Genomic DNA, 24000 nt, shown 5'->3' with positions numbered 1-24000 from the left:
GAGGGCGATGGCCACACGAACCCCACCGTGAGGCGCATTGCGACGCTCCCTGGTGGCCGGGGATGAATCCCCGGAGCCGATCTGGCAGACTTGATGAAGGTCATGAGTGCCAGCATCAAGCCCCGGCTTGCTGGCCGGCAACCCTCCAGCTCGCGGTGGGGTGCCCCGGGTGAGGACCAGGCAGGTGCCAACCGGCACCGGCAAGCGCGGGCCACCACGCCGCGTCGGGTTGCTGGACGATGTCCGTGCCCGCCGGCACCCTGCAGGTGGCCCTGGACTGACAGGAGCCGTCACGTGACTGACACCCCCAATAACACCCCGAACGCCACCCCGAACACCGAGGCCGCCGCCGATCCGGCCCAGTGGGGCTTCGAGACCCGCCAGGTCCATGCCGGTATCCCGGAGGAGAACCCCTACGGCGCCACCGTGCTGCCGATCATCCAGTCGAACTCGTTCGACTTCCCCTCCGCGGAGGTCGCCGCGGACCGCTTCGCGTTGAAGGACCTCGGCCCGATCTACTCCCGCATCGGCAATCCCACGCAGGAGGCCGTGGAGGGCAAGATCGCCGCCCTGGAGGGCGGGGTCGGGGCACTGTTGCTGGCCTCGGGTCAGGCCGCCACCACCTTCTCCATCCTCAACCTCGCCGGTGCGGGGGACCACGTCGTCGTGTCGGCCTCGCTGTACGGCGGCACGCAGAACCTGTTCAAGCACACCCTGGCCAAGATCGGCATCATCACCACCTTCGTGCAGGATCCGGACAGCCCGGAGGCGTGGAAGAACGCCATTCAGGACAACACCAAGGCGCTGTTCGGCGAGACCCTCGGCAACCCCCGCGGGGACGTGCTGGACATCCGCGCCATCGCCGACGTCGCCCACGGGGCCGGGGTGCCGCTGATCGTGGACAACACCCTGGCCACCCCGTACCTGCTGCGTCCGATCGAGCACGGCGCGGACATCGTGGTCCACTCCGCCACCAAGTACCTCGGCGGCCACGCCGCGGCCATGGGCGGTGTGATCGTGGACGGCGGCACCTTCGACTTCGCCGCCCAGCCGGAGCGCTTCCCGGGCTTCAACACCCCGGATGAGAGCTACAACGGGATCGTCTTCGCCCGGGACCTCGGTGTGGACGGCATCCTCGGCGCCAACCTGGCCTTCGTGCTCAAGGCTCGGGTCCAGTTGCTGCGCGACTACGGCAGTGCGATCAGCCCCTTCAACGCCTTCCTCCTCAACCTGGGGCTCGAGACGCTGTCCCTGCGCATGGAGCGCCACGTGGCCAACGCCCGCCAGGTGGCCGAGTACCTGGAGGACCACGTCCTGGCCGAGACGGTCATCTTCCCGGGGCTGGCCTCCAGCCCGTGGCACGAGCGCGCCAAGCAGTACCTGCCCAAGGGCCCGGCCGGCTTCGTCTCCTTCGAGATCGCCGGCGGCCGTGAGGCCGGGGCCCGGTTTGTGGATGCACTGCGGCTGCACCACCACGTGGCCAACATCGGTGACGTCCGCTCGCTCGTCATCCACCCGGCGTCCACCACGCACTCCCAGCTCACCGAGGAGGAGCAGCGTGCCGCCGGCGTGACCCCCGGCCTGGTCCGCCTGTCCGTGGGCGTGGAGAGCATCGAGGACATCCTGGCCGATCTTGACAACGGCTTCGCCGCGGCTGACGTGAGCGCCTAGGTCCGGAGGTATTCGCATGACCACCACCACCCCCCAGCCGACCTCCACGGGCCTCCCCGAGGGCGGCCTGCACACCCAGCGCATCGGCGCCCTGGACTTCGAGACCGGTGGGCACCTGCCGGAGGCGGAGATCGCCTACGAGACCTGGGGCAGGCTCAACGCCGAGAAGTCGAACGCCGTGCTGGTGCTGCATGCCCTGACCGGGTCCACGCACGTGGCGGCCTCCTCCGGTGGTCCGGAGGAGGGCTGGTGGGAGGGCGTCGTCGGCCCCGGCTGCGCCATCGACACCAACACCTGGTTCGTGATCGCCCCGAACATCCTGGGCGGTTGCTACGGGAGTACCGGACCGTCCTCGCTGGACCCGGAGGGCAATCCCTGGGGCTCCCGCTTCCCGTTCACCACCATCCGCGATTCCGTCCACGCCGAGGCGCGGTTGGCGGACGCGCTGGGCATCGTGCGCTTCCAGGCGGTGATCGGCGGCTCCATGGGAGGCGCCCGCGCCCTGGAGTGGGCCGCGACCTACCCCGACCGCGTGGCCGGCATGGCCGTCATCGCCTGCGGCGCGCATTCGACCGCCGAGCAGATCGCCTTCGCTCAGGCGCAGGTGCAGTCCATCACCCTGGACCCGAACTTCCGCGGCGGGGACTACTATCCGGGCCCGACGCCGGACGGCGGCCTGGGCATCGCCCGCAAGATCGCGCACATCACCTACCGGTCCGAACCGGACATGGTCGCCCGCTTCGGGCGCGCCGCGCAGCCCGAGGAGAACCCGTTCGGCGAGCCGGTCCGGCGGCAGGGGCGCTATCAGGTCGAGTCCTACCTGGACTACCAGGCGGCCAAGCTGGTCAAGCGCTTCGACGCCAACAGCTACCTGGTCCTGACCGAGGCCCTGATGAGCCACGACGTCTCCCGCGGCCGGGGCCCGGAGGCAGAGGTGCTCGGCTCCATCCGGGTGACACCGTTCATCGCCGCCGTCGAGTCCGACCGCCTGTACTTCCCGGGCCAGTCCCAGGAACTCGCGCGCCAACTGCCCGGTGACGTCACGGTGCACATGATCGATTCGCCGATCGGTCATGACGGGTTCCTGACGGACCTGGACCAGGTGGCCGCGGAGATGACGCGGGTGCTCGGACTCTAGGTCCTCACCCGCCGCGCTCAGTCGGCCCGGCCCGTCCCGCAATGCCCCGTGTCAGGGCCAGATGGCCGCCGAGGAATCCTGCAGATGCCGCGACGGCGTTGCCGGCCGCAGCCAGTCCGACCCCGAGGGTGTGACGGTCCCGGAGGCGGGCGACGAGGGACCCCAGGAACAGGAAGACGGCGGCATCCGTTCCCAGCGAGTGGACCGCGCCGATCCGGTAATCGGTCCCTTCGGTCTCCGTCCAATCGGCAGCGCCGGCGAGGGCTGTCGGAATCGCGGCCAGCAACCCTGCCGAGACCAGGAGCGTGGCGCCGCGGCGTGACGGCTTCCCGCCGGCCAGGTCGAGGAGGGAGGCCCCCATCCAACTACCGAGGGTGATGTCGGTGAGGGGCGGGTGTACCGAGTGGCCGAGGGCGTTGGTGTGGAAGGGGCTGTGGCGCACCCGGTCGAGGATCGGCCCGTAGACGAATCGCTGGGCCTCGGCCAGGCGTTCCGCCATAGAACTCTCGGCCACCGTGCGCAATATCGCTGCCGAGAGGGGTTCTGAGTCCGTTGTCCTGCGCATGGGGGTCAGCTCCTGGTGCCGACGGAGAGCAGGTACTCCATCTCGAACCGGGCTGCGTCGGCGGTTCCACGGTTCCAGGTCGTCATCAGGTCATCGAGCGCGGAGTCGAATTCGTCCAGCCGGCCCTGGCTCCTGGCATGGGCCCGAGTGGAGATGGTGGGGCCGTAGGACGCGATGAAGTGCGCGGCGAAGTCACCGGGCCGCGGGAAGGCCGTGACCTCCAAGACCCCATGATCGGCGGAGTGGAACTGGACCCGTCCGCCGAAGAGCTCGGCCAGGTGGTCAGCGCTGCCCCATAGGGGTGCCGGTTGCGCCCCGGGTGGTGGCGCCGGTGCGAACGGTTTCATGGTCCGGAAAAGCGCGCCCACCATGCCCTCCGGAGTCCAGCTCAGCAGGGCGATCCTTCCGCCGGGCCGGCAGACCCGCACCATCTCGTCGGCGGATGGCTGATGATGGGGCGCGAACATGACACCGATCGATGACATCACCACGTCGTATGAGCCCTGCCCGAAGGGGAGGTGCTCAGCGTCGGCCTCGACCCATTCGAGGTCGAGGTTCTCGGCCTCTGCCCGGCGACGGCCGGCGTCGAGCAGTTCCGGGGTGAGATCGCTGGCGGTGACCGCGGCCCCGGCGGCAGCGGCCGGGAGGGAGGCGTTGCCCGTTCCGGCGGCCACGTCGAGGACGCGGTCCCCAGCGCCGATTCCGGCGGCGCGGACCAGGCGTGGTCCCAGGGGCAGGAGAAACCTCTCCACCATGGTGGGGTAATCGCCCGAGGCCCACATCCCTCGATGCTTCTTCTTCAGGTCCAGATCGGATGGTTCGGGCACAGGCGTCGTTGACATGACGGGACTTCCTGGGAGATGCGAGGAACCGTTCCCCGCAGGAGAATTATCCCACCGCGTCCTCAGTGGGGGGAGCCCTCGACGCCGCCGGGTTGAGCCCGGCAGCCCTATGATCCGGAGCTGTCCGCGCCCTGGGGCATCGGGTGCCCGAACATCGGCTCGGCGAGTGGCCGCTTCGGGGACAGCCCGTCACCGGAGGACTGGCGCCGCAACCGCCGCAGCACCCAGGGCATCAGGTGCTCACGGGCCCAGAGCACGTCCTCGGTGGCTGCTTGACGCCACGTGCGCGGCACCGGCGGCTTCGGCTCCAACGGCACCAGGTCGTGGGGGACGTTGAGGGTCTCCAGCACCATGGCGGTGATCGTGTGGTGCCCTGTGGGGGAGAAGTGCAGCCGGTCCGCGGCCCACATCTCCTTCCGGGTCAGCTCGCGCAGGGCCCATAGATCCGCCACCACAGCCTCGTGCCGCAAGGCCACGGTGTGCACGTTCTCGTTGTAGATCGCCACCTTGCCGCGGATGCGACCCATCACAGGGGTGTCCCGGATGTCAGGGCCGGTGAAGAGCACCACCGTGGCCCCGCTGGCGGCGAGGTTCCCGACCAGGTCGTCCAGCTTCTGGGCAATCGCGTCCGGGTCCCCGCCCGGCCGGATCACGTCGTTCCCCCCGGCGCAGAGGGTGATGAGGTCCGGTTTCAGCTCGATGGCCGGCGTGGTCTGCTCGGCGGCGATCTGATCGATCAGCCGGCCGCGGATGGCCAGGTTGGCATAGGAGAAGTGCTCGCTGTCCGGGACCCGGTGGGCGAGCTCCTCGGCCACCCGGTCCGCCCAGCCACGGTGCGAGCCGGGCTGCTGCGGGTCCGGGTCGCCGATGCCCTCGGTGAACGAGTCGCCCAGGGCCACGTAGCGGCGCCAGGGGTGGATCGGGTGCAGGGGCGTGCCGGGAGTGCTGGAAGACATGCTCTGATCCTAGGCCCCAGGTTACCCGCCGGTCACTTCCATCAGCTCCTCGTTCCATCCCGAATCGTGAGGGCGATCCACGTCTTTCACTAGACAACGAGCTGGAATTCCTGCACATGGCTCTGCTACCTGTACGCCGGTCACTTCATGTCACCTGGGACCTGGCCGATGTGGAGCACTCACGCGAGCGGACCGTCCGCACGCTCAACCTCCAGGTGGCCCGGCGCGCCGAGGCCTCGGACGGCGTCGTGTCCCTGGAACTGTCCCACCCCGACGGCGGCGACCTGCCGCCGTGGAAGGCCGGCGCCCACCTGGACGTCCACGTCCCGAACCCGGACGGGGAACCGTTCGTGCGCCAGTATTCCCTGTGCTCCGATTCCGAGGACCTGTCCAACTGGGAACTGGTCTACGGCGGCCGGACCAAGGACTCCATGGCGTTCCTCGACGAGCTGGCACCGTACGGGGACCGGGTCACCCTGGTGCCGCAGGACGAGCTCGGACACCTCCTTCGAGGTCGAGTTCGCCCGGTCCCGGAAGACCATCACCGTAGGCGCGGACGAATCAATCCTGGAGGCGGCAGAGAAGGCCGGGCTGCCGGTGATCTCCTCCTGCAAGGAGGGCACCTGCGGCACCTGCGAGACACCCGTCCTCGAAGGCAGCGTCGAGCACCGGGACTCGATTCACTCACCTTCGGAGCAGGCGGCCTGCGAGACCATGATGATCTGCGTCTTCCGCGCCAACGGCACGTGCCCCCGCCTGAAACTCGACGCCTGACATCCCCAGGAACATCCCAAGGGCGGGGCGGGGCGGGGAGGGGCGGACACGGATCATCGGCAGTGTCCGCCCCGCACTCGGTTCAGCTGTGGAACAGGTGGTACCACTGGCGGGCGAGTGAGCGCAGGATGCGGCCCTCGTCCAGATAAGGGCGTCTGCGCAGGTACAGGACGTCGAAGTTCCGCTCGGTGCTGAACATCAGGGTGGTCATGTGTGCCGCTCGGTCGAGGCGCTCCTCCTCGTCAGGGAAGAGCCGCGTCAGCCACTGTTGCCGGGCGACGATCCGTTCGTGTAGGCGGATCCACTCGTCGAGGACCTCGTCGTCGGCGGACATGGCCTGGGAAATGGCCTCGAACTCGGCCGGATGGTCCCTATAGGTGCTCCGATCGTCTTCCAGCCAGGCCGTGAGGTTCTCCAGGGAGAAGTCCTGCATCGCGTCGAGCCGGTCGAAGAGGGCCACCACCTCGGGCTCGATCTGGGTCATCCGTTCCTGGACGATGTGCGGTTTGCCGCTGAAATGCAGATAGAGGTTGGCCCGGCTCGTCTCCGCAGCCTTTGCGATCTGGCCCATCGACGTCCGGTCGTATCCGCGGTCGGCGAACAGCCGGAGGGCGGCGTCCACGATCCGCTGGCGCGTATCCGCCTTGTCCCGGTCCCGCTGGTTCATGTTTCCTCCTGGATGGCCACCCTCCATTCTGCACTTACCCTGTGACTATGACTGATTTCGCCACCCGGCCCGCCTCCGGCCCTGCCGAACCGTTCGTCCGCTGGTCCCGCCCCGAGGCCGAGCGCGAGGGAACCCATCTGCTGGTGGTGCTGCACGGCTACGGCGCGGATGAGAACGACCTGTTCGGGATCGTCCCGGAGCTGCCCGCCAAGTTCACCATCGCTTCCGTCCGCGCTCCGCTGGTCATGGACCACGGCGGCTACACGTGGTTTCTGCTGACCAACTCCCTGCAGTCCTCACCCCTGGCGGTACGGGCCGCCATCGAGGACCTCCAGGAGTGGGTGGCCGCGCAGCGCCCGGACTTCGCGAGCACCTCCCTGCTGGGATTCTCCATGGGCATGGCGATGGCCACCTCGCTGCTGCGCCGGGAACCGGAGGCTTATGCCTGCGTCGTCGGGCTCTCCGGCTTCGCGATCGACCCGACCATGGTGCCCGGTGCAGAATCCGCAACACCGGGGGCCGGCGTCGTGCCCTCGGAGGTGTCCGGTGCCGGCCCCCTGGCCGGGTTCTTCGATGACGCGGCCGTCAAGGCGGCCAAGCCCCCGGTGTTCTGGGGCCGGGATCAGGCCGACCCGGTCATCACCCCGGACAAGATCGAGTACACGCACGCCTGGATGAACGACCACGTGAACATGACCAAGGTGCTCTACGCCGGCATCGGACACGGCATCGGCCCGCAGGAACTGCGCCACGTGGGCGAGTTCCTGGACTCCACCGTGAGATGAGACTCCGCGAGAACGATTAGTCCCGCGGTCCCTGGCCATCAAGGTTCGTCAGGTCCTCATTCGCCGCTGTCTCGCCGAGCAACCGGCGCGTGAGCGCCTCGCGGGAAGAGAGCAACTCGTCCAGGGCCTTGTCGAGGTGTTCGTCCGAGGCGGTGCGGGCACCGTCCAGGGCGGCTCCCAGAACCGCGCGACGCACGAGCTCCTTGGCGAACGAACCGGTCGTGCCCTCGGACCGTTGTGCCGTCCGGTCCACAGCGTCGGCGGAGACGGGCAGGTCACCGGCATACAGACTCAGCAGTCGGCGCCGTTCATCCAGTTCCGGCAGGGGAATCTCCACGGCCAGGTCCACGCGGCCCGGCCGCTCGGCCAGGGCGCGTTCCAGGACGTGGACTCGGTTGGTGGTCATGATGAAGGCCACATCCGCGTCACCGTCGAGTCCGTCCAGGGCATCCAGAACCTCGAAGAGCAGCGGTTGCGGGGAGGAACCGCGTTCCATGGCGATCAGGTCCACGTCTTCCAGGACCACGATCGCCGGTTGCATGACCCGGGCCAGCTCGGCGGCCTCCGTGATCAAGGCAATGCTGGACCCGGTCAGCACGATGGCTGTCACGTCCGGAGTGATCGACAGCAGGTGGCGCACGCTGTGGGTCTTGCCCGTGCCCGGTGGCCCGTAGAGCAGCACCCCGCGCTTGAGGTGCTGGTTGGCTGCCAGTAGGTGCTCGCGTTGCTGTCCGATGCCCACTACGTGCCGGGTCATGGCATCCAGGATGCCTTCGGCCAGCACCACCTCATCGGCGGGGATCGACGGCCGTGGCAGGAAGGTGGCACCGGCAGCCTGGCCGTACTCGGACGCGTTGAAGGACAAGACCTGGCCGCGCAACACGCTCCGCTCCACCATGAGGGTCCTCAACGCGGCAAGGAACGAGTCAACGGTGCGCGGGGAGCCGGCAATCACCTCGACCTGGGCCTCCGGCCGGCCGTGCTGCGGGGAGGCAGACCGTTGCAGCAGTGCGATCGGCTCGCCATCATGGTGCAACAGGCGCACGCCGTAGGAGACGACCTGACGGGTACTGGCCGGCCCGGTCGCCAGCGAGCTGTAGTCCACGGGGCCGGTGCCGAACGGCATATACGGGTTGGCGATCAGTTCGGACAGGCCGTGGTGCAGCTTCTGCTCGCCACCGCTGATGCCCAACATTCGGCTGTCGACGGACGAGGACAGCTGCTCGAGGGCGACGTCCGCGTCCACCAGGCGGTGGCCGGGAAACGAATGCACCACCACGGGAAGTTGCTGTGCATCCGTGCCCAGGTGTTCACTGAGCAGCTGCCCGATGGGCGAGGGCCGGGACTGCAGCGACTGTTGGGCGGCCACATTCGCATGCTCCAAGTAGCGGCTCACGTGGCGCATGATGGCGCGGTCGTCGTCGGTCAACTCCATGGTGGCTCGCGTTTCTCTTGGAGGGCCCGTCCGTCTGGGAGCCGGTGGATCCGAGGGTACGTGCTGGCTGAAACGGCGGTGCGCCACCCCAGGAACGCTCAGCTTCCGGACGGGACCACCTTCACGGCCTCGCCGGAGAACTCGAACACGTCCCCTGGGTGCAGCTGGCGGCCGCGGCGGGTCTCCGGATCCCCGTTGACCTGGACCAGGCCGGCCTCGATCACCGCGCGTGCGTCCGCCCCGTCCTCGACCAGGTTGGCCAGCTTCAGGGCCTGTCCCAGCCTGATCATCCCGTCGCGGATCTCCAGCGGTGCCGGATGTGCGGACGGGGCCTCGGGGGCGTGGCGGTGACGGTGAGGGGCATCGGGGCTCGGGTGTTCGGACATACCTCCATTGTGGCCCGAGATCCGTGCCGGTGCACCAGCCGCGGCCCGCGGGGGACCTAGACTGGGCCGGTAACCGACGAATGCCGGCGTGCCACGCGCGCCGGCTCCAGTGCGCTGACCGCAGCCAGCGGCCGAAGTAACAGACACGGATGTGATGCCCCCATGGCCCCCAAGACCACCCTCGACCAGGTCATCTCCCTCGCGAAGCGACGCGGCTTCGTGTTCCAGGCCGGAGAGATCTACGGCGGCTCCCGCTCGGCGTGGGACTACGGGCCCCTGGGTGTGGAGCTCAAGGACAACATCAAGACGCAGTGGTGGAACACCTTCGTGCGCGGCCGTGAGGACATGGTCGGCCTCGACTCCGCCATCATCCTGCCCTCAGCCGTGTGGAACGCCTCCGGTCACGTGGCCACCTTCACCGACCCCCTGGTCGAGTGCACCTCCTGCCACAAGCGCCACCGCCAGGACCACCTCATCGAGGGTTTCGTGGCCAAGAAGGGCCGTGCCCCCACGGGCGGGATCGGCGGCATGGACGAGATCGCCTGCCCCGACTGCGGCACCCGCGGATCCTGGACCGAGCCGCAGATGTTCTCCGGGCTGATGAAGACGTTCCTGGGCCCCGTGGACAACGAGGAGGGCCTGCACTACCTGCGCCCCGAGACAGCCCAGGGCATCTTCGTGAACTTCCTCAACGTGGTCAACGCCGCCCGGCGCAAGCCCCCGTTCGGCATCGGCCAGATCGGCAAGGCCTTCCGCAACGAGATCACCCCGGGCAACTTCATCTTCCGCACCCGCGAGTTCGAGCAGATGGAGATCGAGTACTTCACCCACCCCGAAGCCGCTACGGAGCACTTCAACACCTGGGTGGAGGCCTGCTGGAACTGGTTCATCGATCTGGGCATCAACCCGGACAACATGCGCCGCTTCGACGTCCCGGACGGCGAGCGCGCCCACTACTCCGATGCCACGATCGACCTGGAGTACAAGTTCGGCTTCGCCGGATCCGAGTGGGGCGAGCTCATGGGCATCGCCAACCGCACGGACTTCGATCTGAACTCCCACACTTCAGGCTCCGGAACGAAGATGCAGTACTTCGACCAGACCTCCGGGGAGCGCTACACCCCGTACGTGATCGAGCCCAGCTTCGGCCTCACGCGGTCGATGATGGCCTTCCTGGTGGACGCCTACCGCGAGGAGGAGGCGCCCAACACCAAGGGCGGAACCGATGTGCGGACCGTGCTCGGCCTCGATCCTCGGCTGGCCCCGGTCAAGGCCGCCGTCCTGCCGCTCTCCCGCAAGGAGGAGCTCGTGCCCACGGCCAAGCGCCTGGCGGACGAGCTCCGGGGCGTGTGGAACATCGACTATGACGACGCCGGCGCCATCGGCCGCCGCTACCGCCGCCAGGACGAGATCGGCACCCCGTTCTGCATCACCGTGGACTTCGACTCCCTCGAGGACCAGGCCGTCACCATCCGTGAACGCGACTCCATGTCCCAGGAGCGCGTGGCCCTGGACCAGGTGCGCGGCTGGCTGTTCGAGCGGCTGTCCAAGTAAGGGGAGGGGTACAGATGACGGTTCCTGACGCCGGCCCCCAGCTCCCAGCGGGTGTCTCCCTGCGGCCGTGGGCCGAGGGAGACGACCTGCGGCTCCTGGAGTTGTGGGGAGACCCCACCGACGCCCAGCACCACCAGGACCGGGCCATGCTGCGCCCCTCGAGTACCCGGCCGGACGAGCCCTGGGCCCGGTGCCTGGTGGCGGAGGACGAGGGCATCCCGGTCGCCGCCGCGGTCGTGTATGTCTCCTCCGTGCATCCGCAGCGCCTCTGGTTCTACGCCGAGACGGCTCGCGAGTTGCGGGGCCGCGGCCTCGCCACCGCACTGCTGACCGCACTGCGCGCCGAGGCTGAGGCCGCCCGGGCCGAGGGGACGTTGGTGACCACGGAGCTCAAGACCCGTTTCGCCGTGGCCGCGGACGCGCTGCCGGAGACCGCGCCGGATGCGGATGCGGCCGGGGCCGGCGCCGCGGCGCACCACCCGACCGACCACCCGGCCGCGTCCTTCCTGGCGGGGAAGGGATTCGCGCCGCTGCAGCGCTCCCGGCGCATCGCCGTCGGGCCCGGGGTCATCAAGGCGCCGGAACTGGACGGCACCGGGCTGGCCGTGGAGGACCTGGCGACGGGTTCGGTGGAGCTGACGCAGGCGGTGGCGGCGTTCTACGCGGCCACGCATGACTGGGACCCGTCCGATCTGAGCATCGGCCAGGCCCAGCAGCTGCTGCTCGGCCCCTCCACCGGGGCCTCCGGAGCGGTCGTGCTGCGCTCCCAGCCCAAAGCCCGGGGTGGCGGGATCGACGCCTTCACCATCTCCTACACGCCGGAACGCACCGAGGATCCCACCGACGTGCTGCTGGGCTGGAACCCTGAACTGGCCCGGGCGGACGCCCAGGCCGCGGTCGCCTCGCTCCTGGCCCTGCTGACCACGCAATACCCGGTCCAGCTCGAGGTGGACGACTCCATGGACATCCTCACCCCGATCCTCGACCAGCTGGTCACCACCGGCCACGCCCGGGTGCTGCTGGACACGCGGATCTGGGCCACCGACGTGCCCGATGCCTCCTGAGCACGGCCCTGGGCCAGGCCACGAACACGGCCACGGGCACGGCCTGCCGGCGGGGCCCGGTGCCGACGAGGCACTGACCGGGACGGGTGGGTCAGGCCGCAGGCGGGTGGTCATCGCCCTCGCAGCGATCCTCGGTCCGCTGACCGTGGTGCTGATCGCGGCCATGATCGCCCTCTGGCCCTCCGGTTCCCACCAGGAACTCTCCCTGGCCGACCCCTACGGCACCTCGCAGGGCATCACCATGGTCACGGGCACCGTCACCGGACTTCAGCCCCGGGACTGTGGCCCGGAGGCCGGGACCCTGGAGACCCCGACCGGCGGGATGGCCGGGGACCCCTCGGCCGCGCAGGTGGCGTGCGTGGATGCCGTGGTGGATCCGGACGGTGGCGGCACCGACAGCGCGGTGGTGCCCATCCCGACGTCGATCAGTGCCTCCATGGACGTGGAGGTGGGGGACCGGCTCAAGGCTCTGGACCTCAGCGCGCTGCCGGGCGGGGACACCGGCGCCGGCGGGGAATCGGACTATGTGTTCGTGGACTTCGAACGGACCGTCCCTGTGGTGGTCCTGGCCCTGCTGTACGCCCTGGTGGTGGTGGCCGTGGCCCGTTGGCGGGGGTTGCGGGCCATCGTGGGTCTCGGCCTGGCCTTCACGGTGCTGTTCGGCTTCATGTTCCCGGCACTGCTGGAGGGCGGTCCACCGCTGTGGATCGGGCTGGTCGGCTGCTGCCTGATCATGCTCGTGGTGCTGTACTTCGCGCACGGGTTCTCGCTGCGGACCACCACCGCGTTGCTGGGGACCCTGATCGGCCTGGCCCTCACCGCCGTGCTGGCGTTGTGGGGGACGGATGCGGCGTATCTCACCGGCCTCGGGGACGAGTACTCCTATGTGCTGGCCACCGTGGCCCCCGAGGCGCGGCTGTCCGGGATCGTGCTGTGCGGGCTGCTCGTGGCCGGGCTCGGGGTGCTCAACGACGTCACGATCACCCAGGCCTCCGCCATCTGGGAGCTTCAGGCCGCGAACCCCGCGGTGTCCAAGCGGGAGCTGTTCGCCTCCGGGATGCGCATCGGCCGGGACCACATTGCCTCCACCGTGTACACGATCGCCTTCGCCTACGCCGGAGCGGCCCTGCCTGTGCTGATGGTGGTCTCCCTCTACGACCGCAGCCTCTGGGACACCCTGATGTCAGGCGAGCTCGTGGAGGAGATCGTGCGGATCCTCGTCGGCTCGATCGGGCTGGTGCTGGCGATCCCGATCACCACGGGCATCGCGGTGGCGGTGGCGAAATCCGTCGCGGCGCCGGTCTCCCAGGCTCCCGCCTCTAAGGTGGATGCATGACTGAGCTATCGACCGCCGTGGTCTTCATCGACCTGCAGGAGGGGTTCTTCGAGGACCCCTCCTCACGGGACAACCGTGAACTGATGGTCGCGGAGTCGAACCGACTGGCGGGACTCGCCCACCAGGCCGGCACCCCCCTCTTCGTGGTCAGCACCGTGCACGCGCGGGACAAGTCGACCTGGACGCTGAAGATGCTCGAGGACGACCAGGGCTTCAACTTCCCCGGCACGCCTCAAGTCCGGCTGCTGGACGGACTGGACCTGGAACCGGCCACGCACCTGGAGAAGATCCGGGACAGCGCCTTCCACGGAACCTCCCTGGCCCAGCGGCTGCGGACCGTCGGCGCCCGGACCGTCATCCTGGCCGGGGTGACGGCCGAATCGTGCATCGCGGCGACCGGACGTGATGCCTTCGCCCACGACTTCCGCGTGGTCTACGCCCGCCAGGCCATCGCCTCGTCCACAGCGGAGGTCGGATGGCCCCTGCTGGAAGGACTCTGCGACACCTTGCGCCAGCAGATCCTCAACCGTCCGGACCTGGAGCGGTTGCTCACGGTTCAGCGCGTCTGAGGCATCACTGGACGGCCGGCTGATAGGAGCCGACCATCTCGCGCAGGACCTCGTGCAACGTGGAGTCCGCGGCCTCCTCGGCACCGTTGGCGGAGGCCAACGGGGTCGTCCCATAGACCACCACGCGCTGGTCGCCGTCGTGGATGGCCAGGTCCCACGCCTCGAGGGTCTCCGGGTCGGTGCCCTCCGGCACCGAGACCAGGTCCACCATCAACTGGGTGCCGGAACCGGCTTCCACCACGAGGGAACGCAGGTAGACGGTCTCCGCGAGCGCACCCGTGTAGTCCGGCTGTTCAGTGACGTCGAGGACCTCGACCACCTCGGCGCCCTCCGGGGCACCGCCGGAGACGTCAGCGCGGAAGCCTCCGACCTGCTGGCCCGTCGAATCGGCGATCGTCAGGCCGTTGAGGGCCCCGCCCTCCTCATTCGCTGCGTCGGGCGTCACCTCGAACGAGGACGGGATGGCCATTCCGCCGCCGGTCTCCGTCGGGCAGTAGGCCCAACCCTCGGTCAGGGCCTGGCCCGACTGTGTGGACCAGGGGGTGACGGACAGCTCACCGTCCTCATCCTGGCCGGTTCCCTCCGTGTCCGGGACCTGCTCGTCACCGGCGAGCGCCTCCAGGCAGGCCAGGTGATAGACCTCGTCAGTGGGACGCGGATCGCCCTCGTAGCCGCTGCGCTCCAGGGGCACGGCCGGCAGGTCAGCGGCGGCCGCACTGCCGTCATCGCGGGGCCGGCCGGAGGTCGTTCCGGAGTCGGCAGCCGACGAGGAGGTCGAAGCGGAGGTCGAAGCGGACGTCGAATTGGAGGCAGAGGCAGAGGCAGAGGCAGAGGCAGAGGCCGAGGTGGGGCTGGTGGCCGACGCCGACGTGTCCGGCTCTGAGGTTCCGCAGCCAGTCAGGGCCAATCCAACCGTGGCAACTGAAGCCAGTGGGAGTGTGAGGCGACCTCGCCATGGACGGTGGGTCGTTACTCGGACGGACATGAGGTTCACCTATCAGTGGGTAGCCATACCTGCGCCACGGTACCCACTCCGAAGGGCTACCGCCGGTAGGTGCTGGGCCAGCCGCTCCGCAGCCGCCGGACGAGCCCGTCGGGCTGCCGCTGCAGCCGGCCGGTCACGAGCCCCTCGTGCAGGCCCTCGCTCAGCAACTGCCGGATCTTCGGGGCGGAGGTCGGCAGGAAGACGCCGTGGGGGACGGCGCCGTTGATGGTGCGCTGCACACCCGCGGGCAGACTCTTCAGCCCGCGGGCGATGCCGTCGTTGAGGCTCTGGGTGAGACCGGACGTGAAGCCGGCGGTCAGGGCCAGGTGCTGCTGGGCCAGTTCGAGCAGTTCCTCGTCCGGCATTCCCCGGTCCGCGGGCAACAGGGCCCACAGGGCGTTGGCGACCTCCACCGGGGGGATGTCCTGGATGCTGACGTCCGCGTCGCGGCCGAAGGTGCGGTAGACGCCCCAGTGCTCGACCACCGTGGAGCCGGGCCACAGGAAGCCGTGGCGGTCGGCGGTGTACCGGCGGGTCTGGATCAGCTGGTCGAGAGCCTTCTGGGCACGGTGGGCGTGGCCGGCTCCTGTGCTCCGTTCTCGCAAGGCCTTGAGGGCCGTGTCCCGGCGGAGGGGGTAGGCGGCATCAAGGAATTCCTTCACCGACCGTGCGGCGCTGGCCTGCTCGAGCGAGCCCAGGCGGGGGAGCACGGCGGACCGTCCCCACCGGGGGTCCAGGAGGAACTGGGGGTGGGGGACCTGCAGCGTTCCGGGGCGGGTCCAGCCCACGGACCGCACGGCGCGGTCGGTGTCCCGGTAGGCGTCCTCCAGGCGTTCGACGAGCAGTTCGAACTCCTGCAGGTCCTGCTCGGTGGGATCCAGGCCCGAGGCCGGATCCCGGCTCCCGCTGCCGAGCTCCCGTCCGGCGCGGCCCGGCGCACGGGAGACCGATCGCTTCAGCTCGGCCCGGTCCCTCTGGGCGCGCTTGAGCGTCCCGGAGAACCCTCGGACCACGGGGCTGGATCGATCCAGCCAGCCGGGGGCCGCCAGCGCGTCGTCCGGGCTGCGCTCGTAGCGGTCGGCGTCCAGGGTCACCTGGTTGAAGCGGCTCTCCAGGGCACGCCACCGGTCCTGCCGCACCGTCAGCATGCGGCGCTGGATGGCGGCCACTCCGGCCCACCCGCCGAGCCCGACCACGACGGCCAGCATGAGGAGCAAGACGACCCAGAGATCCATGCTTAAAAGTTACTTCACTTCCAGCCCAGTGCCCTCGCCACCTCGGCCCACTGCGTGAACAGGTGCGCGTTGTAGTCCACGCCCAGCTGGTTCGGGTTGGCCATCAGCACGTAGTCGGCCGCCTGGACGGCCTCGTCGGCGAGCAGCAGGTCCACCACCTCGTCGAAGGTGCCGGAGTACGTCGGGCCGCCGCGGGCCTTGCCGCCCTCGAGGTGGCCGTGGGAGTCCGAGCGCTCGCGGCGTCCGCCGAAGTACATGTCGTCCTGGGCGGAGACGATCGGGAACACCGAACGGGTCACCGCCGTCATTCCGCCGGTCGTGTGACCGGAAGTGGCATAGGCCTGCCGGTACTGGGCGATCTGGTCGGCCTGCTGGACGTGGAAGGGCCGGCCGTCGTCCTGCAGCAGCAGCGTGGAGGAGAGCAGGTTGTAGCCCTGCTCTCCCGCCCGGACACCGGAGACGGTGTTGCCGGACCCCCACCAGATGCGGTTCACCAGTCCGGGGGACTGGGGCTGGATGGTCAGCTTCTCCTGGCCGGGCTGGGCCCAGCCGGAATCCGGATCGGCGTGCGCCACGAGCCCGCCCGAGATGGCGTCCCGGAAGCGCTCGCCCCGGGCCTGGGCCAGCTCGGACCAGGACTGGCCCGGTTGAAGGTCATAACCGAACTGGTGCTGCCCGTCCCGGGCGGCCTCGGGGGAGCCGCGGGAGATGCCCAGCTGGAGCCGGCCGCCGGAGATGAGGTCCGCCGTCGCCGCCTCCTCGGCCATGTACAAGGGGTTCTCGTACCGTAGGTCGATCACGCCGGTGCCCAGATCGATGGTCTTCGTGGCCGCTCCCATGGCCGCCAGCAGCGGGAACGGTGCGGAGAGCATGTTCTGGAAGTGGTGGGACCGGATCCAGGCTCCGTCCAGACCAGATTCCTCAGCGGCCACCGCCATCTCGATGGTCTGGCCGAGGGTGGCGCCGGCGTCCGGCGTGCGTGATCCGGGCACGGAGCTCCAGTGCCCGAAATTCAGGAATCCGATCTTCTTCATGACTGCAAGAACATCACGGTGACCGGGGTTCTTCCAGCGTTGGCCTGTGGCGTTGGCCTCCACCGGTGGACGGAGCCAGCGGAAGCCGGCCCGTTCTGGGATAATGAGTGAAATGACTGCCGTGACCGACGCTTCCCAGCGCACCGAACCCGCGGCCCGGACTCCAGAGCGCTTGAACCTGCCCGCCCTGCAGCTGGGCCCGCTGACCGTCGAGACCCCCGTGGTGCTGGCCCCCATGGCCGGCATCACCAACAACGCCTTCCGCCGGCTCTGCCGTGAATACGGCGGCGGACTGTACGTCTCCGAGATGGTGACCGCCCGGGCGTTGGTGGAGCGCCGGGCAGAGTCGCTGCGGATCATCCACCATGATCCCGATGAGACCCCGCGCTCCGTCCAGCTCTACTCCGTGGACCCGGTCACCACCGGCCAGGCGGTGCGCATGCTCGTGGAGGAGGACCGTGCCGACCACATCGACCTGAACTTCGGTTGCCCCGTCCCCAAGGTCACCAAGCGCGGCGGCGGCTCCGCCCTGCCCTGGAAGTCGGAGCTCTTCGCCTCCATCATCGGCGCTGCCGTGCGGGAGGCCTCCAAGAAGGACATCCCGGTCACCGTGAAGATGCGCCGCGGCATTGACGAGGACCACCTGACCTACCTCGACGCCGGCCGCACCGCCCGGTCCCTGGGCGTCGCCGCCGTGGCCCTGCACGGGCGAACCATGGAACAGCACTACTCAGGACAAGCTGACTGGGACTCGATCGCCCGGTTGCGTGAGGCTTTGCCGGACATCCCGGTCCTGGGCAACGGGGACATCTGGAGCGCCGAGGACGCCATCGCGATGGTGCGGCAGACCGGGGTGGACGGGGTCGTCGTCGGCCGCGGCTGCCAGGGCCGCCCGTGGCTCTTCGGGGACCTGCAGAACGCCTTCGAGGGTTCGGATGAGCGCTTCCGCCCGGGGCTGGCGAAGGTCGCCGACACCTTCTATCGCCATGCAGAGCTGCTCGTGGACACGTTCGGCGGGGACGAGGGCAAGGCCTTGCGGGACGTCCGCAAGCACGTGGCCTGGTACTTCAAGGGCTACCAGGTGGGTGGTGAGCTGCGGGCACGGCTCGCCCAGGTCCCGGACCTGGCGACCTTGCGCGAGCTGCTGGACGAACTTGATCCGCACGCCCCGTACCCCGGGCCCGACGCCGAGGGGCCGCGTGGGCGCGCCGGTTCGCCCAAGCGCCCCCACCTGCCCGAGGGCTGGCTGGACTCCCGGGAGCTGAACGCCGAGCAGAAGACGCTGATCCAGGCAGCCGAGCTGGACGTCTCCGGTGGCTGAGCCGGCGTCGGTCCCGGTGCCTTCCCGGCGGGTCCGGCACCATCAGGCGGTGCTCTTCGGCGCCGAAGGCCGACCGCCCTACGCGGGCCGTCCGATGGAGCTGCCCGGGTATGCGCCGCAGGACCGGGAGCGCTGGCTGCCGGAGCCGCCCAAGAGCTCCTACCGCTCGGACTTCGAACGGGACCGGGCCCGGATCCTGCACTCCTCGGCCCTGCGCCGGCTGGGGGCCAAGACCCAGGTGGTGGCCCCGGACGAGGACGATTTCGCCCGCACCCGGCTGACCCACTCTCTGGAGGTGGCCCAGGTGGGCCGCGAGCTCGGGCGGTCGCTGGGCTGCGACCCGGACGTGGTGGACGCCGCGTGCCTGTCCCACGACCTGGGCCACCCACCGTTCGGGCACAACGGGGAGAAGGCCCTGGACGCGCTGAGCCAGGACATCGGCGGGTTCGAGGGCAACGCCCAGACCCTGCGGCTGCTCGCCCGGCTGGAGACGAAGAAGTTCTTCGAGGACGGCCGCTCCGCCGGACTCAACCTCACCCGCGCGTCCCTCGATGCCTCCTGCAAGTACCCGTGGACCAGGGACGAGGCGCCGCTGAAGTCTGACGGCGAGCCCACCCGCAAGTTCGGCGTCTACAGGGACGATCTGCCCGTGTTCGAGTGGTTCCGCCGTGGGGTCTCCGGAAACCGGAAGACGGTGAAATCTATGGAAGCGCAGGTCATGGACCTGGCGGATGACATCTCCTACTCGGTGCATGACGTGGAGGACGGGATCGTCAACGGCCAGTTCCAACTGAAGTGGCTCACCGACCCGGAGCACCGGGCCCTCGTCATCGAGCGCACCCGCCAGTGGTACCTGCCGGACACGGACCCCGCCGCGGTCGAGGCCGCCCTCGACCGGCTCGAGGCCACGGACGTCTGGGTCACCGAGGCGGACGGCACCCGCCGGTCCCGCGCCGCGCTGAAGGACATGACGAGCCAGCTCATCGGCCGGTTCTCCAATGCGGCGTTCGACGCGACCCGTGAGGTCTTCGGCAACGAGCCCCTCACCCGCCACGGCGCGGACGTGGTGATCCCCGAGGACACCGACATCGAGATCGCGACCATGAAGGGCATCGCCGCCGCCTACGTCATGAGCTCCGACGCCCGCCAGCCGCTCTACGCGCGCCAGCGTGAGATCCTCACCGAGCTGGTGGAGCTGTTCTGGGAGACCGGGGAGAGATACCTCGACCCGATGTTCGCCGGGGACTGGCGGGAGGCCGCCGACGACCGAGGGCGCCGCCGCGCCGTGATCGACCAGGTCGCCTCGCTGACGGACTCCACCGCCATCGAGTGGCACGCCACCCTGGTCCGTGGCGAGCAGTTCCGCCGCAGCTGGGTCTAGTTGGCCCGTTCCTCGTTCCGCCGGACGATCTCGGTGATCCAGATCGGAGCGAACGGTGAGGTGCAGTTCGGGGGAGTGGGATAGTCCTTGAGCACCTCGAGGCGCTCACCGATGGCCAGGGCCCGGGGGCGCAGGTCTGGGTTCTCGATCCCGATCGCGGCCAGCGTGTTGTTCATGGCCCATTGCAGGTCCTTCGGGGCGTCCTTCATCTGCGCCTCGATGGTGTCCAGCAGGCCGGGCAGGTCCAGCACCTCCGGCTTCTTGTACACCTGGTGGCTGTTCAGGTCCCAGCCGGCGCTCGCCACGAGCTGGTCCGCATCCTCGGTCCACGCCAGGCGCAGGTCCTCGAGATGGGCGCTCTTCCTGACCACATAGTTCACCAGCCAGTCGTGGACCTTGGGCGCACGGGCCTGGCGGATCATCTCGTCCAGCTCATCCCGGGCGAACTTCTTCGGCGAGCAGATCAACAGGGCGACCAGCCGGGAGGCGGAGTCGCCGGTGGCCCAGAGGTCTCTGGCCAGCTGCTGCTTGGATGCCGGATCGGTCTTGACGGCCTTCGCGACCGCGCGCAGCTTCGTCAGGTTCACCCCGTGGCCATCCCCGCGCTTCTCGTTCGCCGCGCGCATGGCGGGGTCCTCAAGGGCTGCGAGTTCAGCCTGCACCGCCTCGACGGTGGGGGAGATGGCGGGAGCGCCGGTGGTGGCCATGACATTCCTGACGAATCGGGTCTTGAGAACTGATCAACGGACAGTCCCAGCCTACGACCGGCTGGGGAGGTGTCCCGTGTCTCGGCGACCTGTGACCACCGCGACAAAAGTACGTATACGAATGGTAGAGTGTTCAGCGATCGTGTGAGCGCCGTCATGGACCGCCATGGCGCAGGACTCAATCCGGCCGCCCGCGAACCCCTGCCCGTCTCATCTCGGAGGTCCCATGGCCACGTCCACCCCCGCCCGTACCGGGTCCGACTCACTCGTGTTGCGCGGACGCAACTGGGTCGCGCCCCTGTGCTGGTTCGCCGTCCTGCTCGACGGCTTCGACGCCGTGGTCCTCGGCGCCATCATGCCCATGCTCACCTCGGATGCCTCCATGGGCATCGACAACGGCACCGGCACCGTGATCGCCACCGCCGGCCTGGTCGGCATGATGATCGGCGCCCTCGGCATGGGCTGGCTGACGGACAAGTTCGGCCGCCGCAAGCTGCTGATCGGCGCCGTGATCGCCTTCTCCATCCTGACCTTCGTCACCGGCTTCGCCCAGGACGCCGCCACCATCGGAATCCTGCGCTTCCTGGCCGGGCTCGGACTGGGCGGCTGCCTGCCCACCGGCATCTCCATGGTCACCGAGTTCGCCGGCCACAAGAAGGGCTCCAACGCCACCACCCTGATGATGACCGGTTACCACGTGGGTGCCGTGATCACGGCGCTACTGGCCATCTGGGCCGCCAGCGAGACCGTCTCCGGCTGGCGTGAGATGTTCTTCATCGGCGGCCTGCCGGCCCTGGTCCTGGTGCCGCTGATGTGGCGCTACCTGCCGGAGTCCCCCGACTTCCTGATCTCTCAGGGCCGCATGGAGGAGGCACGCCGGGTGGCCGACCACTATGGCGTGGAGATCGAGGAGCAGCCCGAGCGCGCCTTCGCGGACGCCACCCCGGAGCGGGCCGACCACGAGAAGCAGGGTGCCTCTCTGCTGCTGTCCGCCACGTACCGCCGCAACACCATCTTCATGTGGATCGCCTCCTTCATGGGCCTGCTGCTCGTCTACGGCCTGAACACCTGGTTGCCGCAGATCATGCGCGAGGCCGACTACGACCTGGGAAACTCCCTCGGCTTCCTCGTGGTTCTCAACGCCGGCGCCGTGATCGGCCTGATCGTCGCCGGCAAGGTCGGCGATGCCATCACCCCGCGCAATGCCGCCATCCTCTGGTTCATCGGCTCGGCCATCCTGTTGGCCGCCCTGGCCATCAAGCTGCCGCTGCTGGGCATCTACGTGATGATCTTCATCACCGGCTGCTTCGTGTTCTCCGCCCAGAACCTCGTCTACGCCTTCGCCGCGACCAACTACCCGCCGAAGGTCCGTGGCACCGCCCTGGGCATGGCCGCCGGGGTGGGGCGCCTCGGAGCCATCTCCGGCCCGATCATGGGCGGCACCCTCGTGGCCGCCGGCATCGCCTACCCCTGGGGATTCTTCGGCTTCGCCGTGGCCGGGGCACTGGGCGGTGTGGCCGTGAGCGGCATGCGCACCATGCGCCGTGGACAGGGCAGGGGCCAGGGCGAGCCCGCACCTGTGGACAGCGACGACCGGGAGCAGGTCTCGGCCTAGACTGTCTGCATGGCAGGCCTGATCAAACGCGAGGACATCGATCTTGTCCGCGAGCGATCGGACCTCAAGGAGATCGTGGACGCCTTCGTGACGCTGCGCAGCGCCGGCGTCGGATCCTACAAGGGACTGTGCCCCTTCCACGATGAGCGCAGCCCCTCCTTCCACGTCCGCCCCTCGGTCGGCACCTATCACTGCTTCGGCTGTGGGGAGTCCGGGGACGCCATCGCGTTCCTGATGAAGATGGAGCACACCACCTTCGCCGAGACCGTCGAGCGGCTGGCCGCGCGAGCCAACATCGAACTGCACTACGAGGACGGCGGCTCCGGCCCGGACAAGGAGCAGGTCGGCCGCCGCCAGCGGCTGCTCGAGGCCAACAAGATCGCCGACGAGTACTTCCGGGACCAGCTCGGCACCCCCGGTGCGGCCACCGGGCAGCAGTTCCTCGCCGGCCGGGGATTCACCGCCGAGCACGCCCAGCACTTCGGTGTCGGCTACGCCCCGCAGGGCTGGGACAACCTGCTCAAGCACCTACAGCGCAAGGGCTTCCGTGAGGATGAACTGAGGCTCACCGGGCTGTTCTCGGAAGGTCAGCGCGGTATCTATGACCGTTTCCGGGGCCGGCTGGTCTGGCCCATCCGGGACATGACCGGCGCGACCATCGGATTCGGTGCCCGCAAGCTCTTCGAGGACGATCCCGGTCCCAAGTACCTCAACACCCCGGAGACCGGTCTCTACAAGAAGTCCCAGGTCCTCTACGGGATCGACCTGGCCAAGCGGAACATCGCCAAGAAACGCCAGCTCGTGGTCGTCGAGGGTTACACGGATGTCATGGCCGCGCACCTGTCCGGGGTGGACACCGCCGTCGCCACCTGTGGCACCGCCTTCGGCTCGGACCACGTCAAGATCGCCCGCCGGCTGATCTCGGACGACGGCACGGGCGGGGAGATCGTCTTCACCTTCGATGGGGACGCCGCGGGGCAGAAGGCCGCGCTGCGGGCCTTCGAGGAGGACAACAAGTTCCTCGCCAAGACCTTCGTGGCCGTGGAACCGTCCGGGATGGACCCCTGTGACCTGCGCCAGGACAAGGGTCCGGAGGCGGTCGTGGCGCTGATCGACTCGCGCCGCCCGCTGTTCGAGTTCGCCATCAAGGCGGGGATGAAGAACTTCAACCTGGACACCGTGGAGGGCCGCACCGGTGCACTGCGGCACGCCGCCCCCATCGTCGCCGGCATCCGCGACTCCGTCGTCCGCCCCGGCTATGAGCGGGAGCTGGCCGGCTGGCTCGGCATGGAGCCGGCCACCGTGCACCGCGCGGTGCAGAGCGCGCAGCGTGCGGCGGCCTCGCCGGCGTCGGGACATCGCCGGGGACGTTCCGACGGCGGCAGGTCGGCTGGGCACGGCGCCGAGGGCGACGCCGGCCGGCCCGGGGGAGCGGGGTCGGGCTTCCAGCGCCCGGACGTGCGAGATCCAGCGGCCCGCATGGAGAAAGAGGCGCTCGAAGTGGTGCTCCAGCAGCCGACCCTGCTCTCGGCGGAGCAGTGGCAGGCGTTCTACGTCGCCGACTTCAAGGTGCCCGCCTACGCCGTCATCCACTCCGGGATCCGTGCCGCCGGCATGGCCGGTGCCACCCCGTCACAGTGGGTGGAACAGGTCCGCCAGGAGGTGCCGGTCGAACTGGGATCACTCGTCAGCGAACTGGCCGTGACGCCGTTGCCGGCGCGGACCTCGGAGGACTTGGTGCGGTACTGCCGGGACATCATGAACCGGCTGTTCGAACTGCAGATCACCCATCAGAAGGGCGACCTCATGGGCCGGCTGCAGCGCCTGGGCCCCCAGGGTGATCCGGCGGAGTTCGCCGCGCTGAACCGCCAGCTGGTGGACCTGGAGATGAAGCGCCGGTCCCTGCGCGCCCGGGACTGATGGCCGGTGCCGGCGCGGAGCCGGCACCGCGCCGGCCTTCGAGCCGGGCGCGCAGGGACT

Annotated in this window: 23 protein-coding genes and 1 riboswitch; of the genes, 12 read left to right on the top strand and 11 right to left on the bottom strand. The window is 69.3% G+C overall.

All coding sequences use genetic code 11. The features are described from left to right. Positions 1-98: 98 nt before the first annotated feature. A riboswitch (SAM riboswitch) is annotated at positions 99-213 on the top strand. An 81-nt stretch (positions 214-294) separates the two neighbouring features. Both ACFFIO_RS10315 and metX read left to right on the top strand, forming a co-directional pair. Continuing rightward, positions 295-1671 (top strand): O-acetylhomoserine aminocarboxypropyltransferase/cysteine synthase family protein, encoded by a 1377-nt coding sequence (locus ACFFIO_RS10315; RefSeq protein WP_378041530.1) that lies wholly within the window; start codon positions 295-297, stop codon positions 1669-1671. A gap of 16 nt (positions 1672-1687) precedes the next feature. Beyond that, complete coding sequence (metX, locus tag ACFFIO_RS10310) at positions 1688-2809, top strand: homoserine O-acetyltransferase MetX (RefSeq protein ID WP_378041528.1); 1122 nt, start codon at positions 1688-1690, stop codon at positions 2807-2809. A gap of 4 nt (positions 2810-2813) precedes the next feature. Here the strand turns inward: metX and ACFFIO_RS10305 are convergent, their stop codons facing one another. The 4 genes from ACFFIO_RS10305 to ACFFIO_RS10290 form a co-directional block, all read right to left on the bottom strand. After that, entirely contained in the window at positions 2814-3374 is a 561-nt protein-coding gene (locus ACFFIO_RS10305) for a DUF2231 domain-containing protein (protein WP_378041527.1), read from the bottom strand. Between the two features lie 5 nt (positions 3375-3379). After that, positions 3380-4216, bottom strand: a complete 837-nt coding sequence (locus ACFFIO_RS10300) for a class I SAM-dependent methyltransferase (protein WP_378041526.1) — start codon at positions 4214-4216, stop codon at positions 3380-3382. 107 nt (positions 4217-4323) lie between these two features. Beyond that, positions 4324-5172, bottom strand: a complete 849-nt coding sequence (locus ACFFIO_RS10295) for an SGNH/GDSL hydrolase family protein (RefSeq protein ID WP_378041525.1) — start codon at positions 5170-5172, stop codon at positions 4324-4326. Positions 5173-5351: 179 nt separating this feature from the next. Next, positions 5352-5795 carry a hypothetical protein gene (locus ACFFIO_RS10290; RefSeq protein ID WP_378041598.1) on the bottom strand — a complete coding sequence of 148 codons (444 nt, stop codon included), beginning with the start codon at positions 5793-5795 and terminating at the stop codon, positions 5352-5354. Here ACFFIO_RS10290 and ACFFIO_RS10285 point away from each other — a divergent pair. Next, complete coding sequence (locus tag ACFFIO_RS10285) at positions 5713-5946, top strand: 2Fe-2S iron-sulfur cluster-binding protein (RefSeq protein ID WP_378041594.1); 234 nt, start codon at positions 5713-5715, stop codon at positions 5944-5946. The genes ACFFIO_RS10290 and ACFFIO_RS10285 overlap by 83 nt on opposite strands. Before the next feature lie 82 nt (positions 5947-6028). Here the strand turns inward: ACFFIO_RS10285 and ACFFIO_RS10280 are convergent, their stop codons facing one another. Continuing rightward, positions 6029-6613, bottom strand: coding sequence for a TetR/AcrR family transcriptional regulator (locus tag ACFFIO_RS10280; RefSeq protein WP_378041523.1), 585 nt, complete (start codon positions 6611-6613; stop codon positions 6029-6031). Between the two features lie 47 nt (positions 6614-6660). On the opposite strand from ACFFIO_RS10280, the gene ACFFIO_RS10275 reads away from it, so the two are divergent. After that, positions 6661-7398, top strand: coding sequence for an alpha/beta hydrolase (locus ACFFIO_RS10275; RefSeq protein ID WP_378041521.1), 738 nt, complete (start codon positions 6661-6663; stop codon positions 7396-7398). Positions 7399-7414: 16 nt separating this feature from the next. Here ACFFIO_RS10275 and ACFFIO_RS10270 read toward each other — a convergent pair whose 3' ends face one another. Further along, positions 7415-8833, bottom strand: a complete 1419-nt coding sequence (locus ACFFIO_RS10270; RefSeq protein ID WP_378041519.1) for an AAA family ATPase — start codon at positions 8831-8833, stop codon at positions 7415-7417. Between the two features lie 98 nt (positions 8834-8931). Continuing rightward, the gene (locus ACFFIO_RS10265; protein ID WP_378041518.1) at positions 8932-9219 is read right to left on the bottom strand and encodes an RNA-binding S4 domain-containing protein; all 288 of its coding nucleotides are present in this window, start codon (positions 9217-9219) and stop codon (positions 8932-8934) included. A 162-nt stretch (positions 9220-9381) separates the two neighbouring features. Between ACFFIO_RS10265 and ACFFIO_RS10260 the strand changes: the two genes are divergently transcribed. From ACFFIO_RS10260 to ACFFIO_RS10245, 4 genes are all read left to right on the top strand, one after another. Continuing rightward, entirely contained in the window at positions 9382-10773 is a 1392-nt protein-coding gene (locus ACFFIO_RS10260) for a glycine--tRNA ligase (protein ID WP_378041517.1), read from the top strand. Between the two features lie 14 nt (positions 10774-10787). Further along, positions 10788-11837 (top strand): GNAT family N-acetyltransferase, encoded by a 1050-nt coding sequence (locus tag ACFFIO_RS10255; RefSeq protein WP_378041515.1) that lies wholly within the window; start codon positions 10788-10790, stop codon positions 11835-11837. A gap of 106 nt (positions 11838-11943) precedes the next feature. Beyond that, positions 11944-13173, top strand: a complete 1230-nt coding sequence (locus ACFFIO_RS10250) for a YibE/F family protein (protein ID WP_378041513.1) — start codon at positions 11944-11946, stop codon at positions 13171-13173. Continuing rightward, positions 13170-13742, top strand: a complete 573-nt coding sequence (locus ACFFIO_RS10245; protein ID WP_378041512.1) for a cysteine hydrolase family protein — start codon at positions 13170-13172, stop codon at positions 13740-13742. The genes ACFFIO_RS10250 and ACFFIO_RS10245 overlap by 4 nt, the downstream gene beginning before the upstream one ends. Positions 13743-13746: 4 nt before the next feature. Here the strand turns inward: ACFFIO_RS10245 and ACFFIO_RS10240 are convergent, their stop codons facing one another. The 3 genes from ACFFIO_RS10240 to ACFFIO_RS10230 all read right to left on the bottom strand — a co-directional run bounded on the left by ACFFIO_RS10240 (position 13747) and on the right by ACFFIO_RS10230 (position 16996). Then, positions 13747-14433, bottom strand: a complete 687-nt coding sequence (locus tag ACFFIO_RS10240) for a hypothetical protein (RefSeq protein ID WP_378041510.1) — start codon at positions 14431-14433, stop codon at positions 13747-13749. 350 nt (positions 14434-14783) lie between these two features. Next, positions 14784-15962 carry a hypothetical protein gene (locus tag ACFFIO_RS10235; RefSeq protein ID WP_378041509.1) on the bottom strand — a complete coding sequence of 393 codons (1179 nt, stop codon included), beginning with the start codon at positions 15960-15962 and terminating at the stop codon, positions 14784-14786. A gap of 14 nt (positions 15963-15976) precedes the next feature. Then, positions 15977-16996 carry an LLM class flavin-dependent oxidoreductase gene (locus ACFFIO_RS10230; RefSeq protein ID WP_378041507.1) on the bottom strand — a complete coding sequence of 340 codons (1020 nt, stop codon included), beginning with the start codon at positions 16994-16996 and terminating at the stop codon, positions 15977-15979. Positions 16997-17108: 112 nt separating this feature from the next. Between ACFFIO_RS10230 and dusB the strand changes: the two genes are divergently transcribed. Together dusB and ACFFIO_RS10220 are read left to right on the top strand one after the other, a co-directional pair. Next, entirely contained in the window at positions 17109-18317 is a 1209-nt protein-coding gene (gene dusB, locus ACFFIO_RS10225; RefSeq protein WP_378041505.1) for a tRNA dihydrouridine synthase DusB, read from the top strand. A 94-nt stretch (positions 18318-18411) separates the two neighbouring features. Continuing rightward, positions 18412-19698, top strand: coding sequence for a deoxyguanosinetriphosphate triphosphohydrolase (locus ACFFIO_RS10220; protein WP_378041592.1), 1287 nt, complete (start codon positions 18412-18414; stop codon positions 19696-19698). Here ACFFIO_RS10220 and ACFFIO_RS10215 read toward each other — a convergent pair. Then, complete coding sequence (locus ACFFIO_RS10215) at positions 19695-20405, bottom strand: DNA alkylation repair protein (RefSeq protein ID WP_378041503.1); 711 nt, start codon at positions 20403-20405, stop codon at positions 19695-19697. The genes ACFFIO_RS10220 and ACFFIO_RS10215 overlap by 4 nt on opposite strands. 226 nt (positions 20406-20631) lie before the next feature. Here ACFFIO_RS10215 and ACFFIO_RS10210 point away from each other — a divergent pair, with 226 nt between their 5' ends. Beyond that, a complete protein-coding gene (locus tag ACFFIO_RS10210; protein ID WP_378041501.1) occupies positions 20632-22020 on the top strand; it encodes an MFS transporter in 1389 nt (462 codons plus the stop codon). A 9-nt stretch (positions 22021-22029) separates the two neighbouring features. Next, the gene (dnaG, locus tag ACFFIO_RS10205; protein WP_378041500.1) at positions 22030-23940 is read left to right on the top strand and encodes a DNA primase; all 1911 of its coding nucleotides are present in this window, start codon (positions 22030-22032) and stop codon (positions 23938-23940) included. Positions 23941-24000 lie beyond the last annotated feature (60 nt).

It is taken from the genome of Citricoccus parietis (assembly GCF_042433045.1).
GTDB classification, from domain to species: domain Bacteria; phylum Actinomycetota; class Actinomycetes; order Actinomycetales; family Micrococcaceae; genus Citricoccus; species Citricoccus parietis.
This window is presented reverse-complemented; position numbering and strand designations above follow the sequence as displayed.